Source organism: Stenotrophomonas sp. FW305-C-20-S1 (assembly GCF_058783335.1).
Genome location: NZ_JBYTEK010000059.1, coordinates 1 through 4,023, shown reverse-complemented (window position 1 = coordinate 4,023; position 4,023 = coordinate 1). Strand labels below are relative to the sequence as shown.

The 4,023-nt window shown below is 66.6% G+C and carries 5 protein-coding genes; 1 reads left to right on the top strand and 4 read right to left on the bottom strand.

All coding sequences use genetic code 11. The annotated features are described in order from the left end of the window. Positions 1–84 precede the first annotated feature (84 nt). The 4 genes from AC3WTC_RS19675 to AC3WTC_RS19660 all read right to left on the bottom strand — a co-directional run bounded on the left by AC3WTC_RS19675 (position 85) and on the right by AC3WTC_RS19660 (position 3,260). Positions 85–1,506 (bottom strand): M28 family peptidase, encoded by a 1,422-nt coding sequence (locus AC3WTC_RS19675; protein ID WP_025874271.1) that lies wholly within the window; start codon positions 1,504–1,506, stop codon positions 85–87. A gap of 224 nt (positions 1,507–1,730) precedes the next feature. Beyond that, complete coding sequence (mscL, locus tag AC3WTC_RS19670; protein ID WP_492712353.1) at positions 1,731–2,135, bottom strand: large-conductance mechanosensitive channel protein MscL; 405 nt, start codon at positions 2,133–2,135, stop codon at positions 1,731–1,733. 56 nt (positions 2,136–2,191) lie between these two features. Next, positions 2,192–2,908, bottom strand: coding sequence for a fumarylacetoacetate hydrolase family protein (locus AC3WTC_RS19665; RefSeq protein ID WP_492712351.1), 717 nt, complete (start codon positions 2,906–2,908; stop codon positions 2,192–2,194). 70 nt (positions 2,909–2,978) lie between these two features. Beyond that, entirely contained in the window at positions 2,979–3,260 is a 282-nt protein-coding gene (locus AC3WTC_RS19660) for a hypothetical protein (RefSeq protein WP_025874274.1), read from the bottom strand. Between the two features lie 178 nt (positions 3,261–3,438). Between AC3WTC_RS19660 and AC3WTC_RS19655 the strand changes: the two genes are divergently transcribed. Then, a complete protein-coding gene (locus AC3WTC_RS19655) occupies positions 3,439–3,774 on the top strand; it encodes a Rieske (2Fe-2S) protein (protein WP_049469607.1) in 336 nt (111 codons plus the stop codon). Positions 3,775–4,023: the final 249 nt, after the last annotated feature.

Sequence of the window (4,023 nt, the reverse complement as noted above, 5' to 3'; positions counted from 1 at the left end):
CCCCCCCCCCCCCCCCCCCCCCCCCCCCCCCCCCCCCCCCGCTACCCGGTCATGAGTCACTCCACGCACAGCGTGGAAGTGGACTCACTCGTTGGGCGGCGTGGTTGCCTTGGCTTCGCTACCGAAGTTGCCATCGGCCTCGGCCGCCAGGTAGGCAAACACGGTATAGGCCGCCACGTTCTGCGCCAGCGCCTTCGGGTCGATCTTGTCGAGGGTGTCGTCGGCGGTGTGGTGCAGGTGGAAGTAATCCGAGCCATCCTGCGCCAGCCAAGCCCATGCGCCACCCTTGGCGGCCAGCGGACCGACATCCGGCCCCGGGCCACCCTTGTCGGCGGCGTACTCGATGCCCAGCGGCTTCATCACCTCGGCAATCTGCCTGGTTGCCTCGCGCGAGCCTTCCGGGTTCGGCGAACCGGTGTTGAAGGCGTAGATGCGACCAGCACCGAAATCGCTCTCGGCGGCCAGCTGGTGCAGGGCTACGTCCTTGGCATGCGCCTCGGCGTAGGCCTTGCCGCCATACAGGCCCTGTTCTTCGTTGGCGAAGGCGACCACGCGGATGGTGCGCTTCGGCGCCTGCTTCAGCTGGCCGATCAGATGACCGGCGGCCATGGTGATGCCCACGCCTGCGCCGTCATCGACCGCGCCGGTGCCCAGGTCCCACGAGTCCAGGTGTCCACCGATCACCACCACTTCCTTCGGCAGCGTGCGGCCGGTGATCTCACCGATCACGTTGTACGAGGTCGCCGTGCCATCCCAACCGCAGTCCAGTGCGACCTTCACCGTGGTTGCGCCACGGGCAAGCAGACGCGCCAGCTGGTCGGCGTCGGGTACCGACAGCGCCGCCGACGGCACCGGGGTCAGGCCGTCATCGAAGCGGGTGATGCCGGTGTGCGGCACGCGGTGCGAATCGGTACCGGCCGAGCGCATCAGGAAACCGATCGCGCCCTTGCGGATGGCCTCGGACGGGCCCTTGCTGCGGATCGCGCCGCCACGGCCATAGTCGCGGCCATCGCGGAACGGCAGCATCTGGTAATCGACGAAGGCGATCTTGCCCTTCAGCGAACCCGCCGGTGCGGCCTGCAGCGCGGCCAGATCGGCAAACCGCACTACCTCGGCTTCGACCGTACCGCCCGGGCTGCCACCCAGCGCGGTGATCTGCAGCGGTTGCGGGTTCCTGCCGGTCACGGCGGCGTGTTCACTGCGGCGCTCCCATTTCGGGAAGGTCACCGGTTCCTTCCACACCTTGTCAAAACCCAGTGCCTTGAACTTGGCTTCGGCCCAGGCCACGGCACGGGCGTCGGCCTCGCTGCCGGCGATGCGAGGGCCGATCTCGGTGGTCAACGATTCGACCACCTTCCAGCCGGTGTCATCGGCCAGCGCCTGGTCGCGCAGCTGCGCGGCGGTGGCCAGCGAAGCCGGCGGCAGGGTGGTGGCACGCGGCGCCGCGAAGGCCGGCGCGGCCAGCAGGGCGAGGGAGGATGCGATGGCAAGGACGCGGCGACGCATGGACAGCTCCGGGAAGGGTGTAAGCCTTGGAGCTTAACAGTCGTTCAGCGCCGCGCATGGGCGGGAGGTCATGGCCGGCGCGGATGCTGTTTTCCGCCAGATGCAGCAAAGCGAAAGCCCCGCCGGAGCGGGGCTTTCGCATGCCTCTGCGGTAGCGCCGGGCACGCCCGGCGAGCGCAGCGGCAAGATGGCGTTCCGCCGGGCATGGCCCGGCGCCACCCACCTTATTTCTTCAGGCTGTCGCGGATCTCGCGCAGCAGCACCACTTCCTCGGCCGGCGCTGCCGGTGCGGCTTCCTTCTTGCGCGACAGGCGGTTGATCACCTTGATCACCAGGAAGATGGCGAAGGCCACGATCACGAACTGGATCAGCGTGTTGATGAAATCACCGTAGCCGATCACCACGGCCGGGATTTCCTTGCTATCAGGCCCGATGCTGGCCGGCGACAGTGTCCACGCAAGCTGGGAGAAATCGACCTTGCCGATCAGCATGCCCAGCGGCGGCATGATGATCTTCTCCACCAGCGCGGTGACGATCTTGCCGAAGGCAGCGCCAATCACCACGCCGACGGCGAGGTCGATGACGTTGCCGCGCATCGCGAATTCCTTGAACTCGGTGAGCATTCCCATTGTTGTTTTTCTCCTGAGGGCGAGGGGGGACAGCGCGAAGGGTAGCGCAGGTGATGTCAGCCGGCGATCACGCCGTGGCGTTCGGCCACGTTCTCAAGGCGTGCACTGAAACGGTCGCCGGGCTTCAGCGCGGCCACGCCGGACGGCGTGCCCATGAACACCAGGTCGCCGGCGCGCAGCTGCCACAGCTTGGACAGCTCGTGCAGGATCTCCGGCACGTTCCAGATCATCTGGTCGAGCAGGGACTGCTGGCGGACTTCGCCATTGATCTCCAGCGACAGATTGAGCGCGGCCAGATCGCCGACTTCACCGGCGTGCACGATCTCGCTGATCGGTGCAGAGGCATCGAAACCCTTGGCCGAATCCCACGGGTGGCCCTTCTCCTTGGCGGCCGCCTGCAGGTCGCGGCGAGTCAGGTCCAGGCCTACGGCATAGCCATAGACCAGGGCCTCGGCGTCGGCCACGGCCAGCACGCCGGTGGGCGCGTCACGGCCGATCGCCACCACCAGTTCCACCTCGTGATGCAGGTTGCTGGTGGCAGGCGGGTAGGGGATCACATCGTCGTGGCCGACCACGATGGCGTCGGCCGGCTTGGTGAAGAACATCGGGCGGCCGCGATCATCTGCTGCGGGCACGGCAGCACCCATCTCACGCGCGTGGTCGGCGAAGTTGCGGCCGACGCAGTAGATGCGGTGCACGGGAAAGCTGCCGCCACCCACCACCGGTACACGCGGCGTGGCTGCAGCAGGGATCACATCGGAGACATCGGGCATGCGGGCATCCAGGAAGGGAGTGCCCGCAGTCTAGAACGCAGCAAGGCCCGCCGTCAGCGGGCAGCGTCGATCAGCGCGAGGACGGCAGCGCCGACTTGCGCACCACGTGGTACTCGCCCTCGACCACGTTCGGGTCGACCGGGCGGCTCGGGCCGGGCTTGCGCGAAGCCAGCAGCTTCCACGCCAGGCCCACCAGGATCATGGCTGCACCGACGAATACGCCGATGAACACCATCGCGGCCAGGATCGCCAGGCCGAGCAGGCCCACGGCAACGCGCACCAGCGGATGGCGCGGCTTGCGCGGGGCAAACAGGGTGCGGAACTGGTTGAAGGCGAAATCGCGATTGAACATGGTGGCTCGATAGGCTGGAAATCAGCGAGCCATGAGTATCGGCAGGTGCCACTGTCATTGAGTGAAAAACTCGTTAAATATAGCCTTGGCTTATTACGGATCAATGACTTGTGTTCATGTCGCAGCTAGTCACATGACCAGGCGTGCGACAATGCGCGATTCCGTCCGAGCCTTCGCCATGACTGCCGCTGTTGCCCTGATCACCCTGGATGCCATTGCCGATGGTGCGTTTGCCGAGGTTGAAGCGGTGGTCGATGGCGATGCCGAGTCGCTGCTGCTGTACCGCGACGGTGAACAGGTGCGCGCGTTCCTGAACATCTGCCCGCACGCGGGCCGCCGCCTGGATTGGGCGCCCGGCCAGTTCCTGAAGAGCCGCGAAGGCCATCTGGTCTGCGCCGCCCACGGCGCCTCGTTCGCGCTGGACAGTGGCGACTGCATCGCCGGCCCCTGCAAGGGCGACCGCCTGCGCGCAGTGCCGGTGGATGTGCGGGATGGACAGGTCTACCTGGCCTGAGGCATCGGTGTGCGGACCAACGGTCCGCACCCACCGAGTTCAGAAGCCACCAAGTTCAGAACTCACCACATCAGCGAAACATCCAGGAATCCATCCACGCATGGCGTGGATCTACCGTGCCCACTAAGGTCGACGCCTACCAACAGCAGCACAGAACGCCGTTTCCACAGCGCGCGGAAATCTGTCGAAGGCGGGGTGGGTCCGGTTGCGGGGGCGTGAGCCGCATGGATGCGGCGACCGAGCTTACAT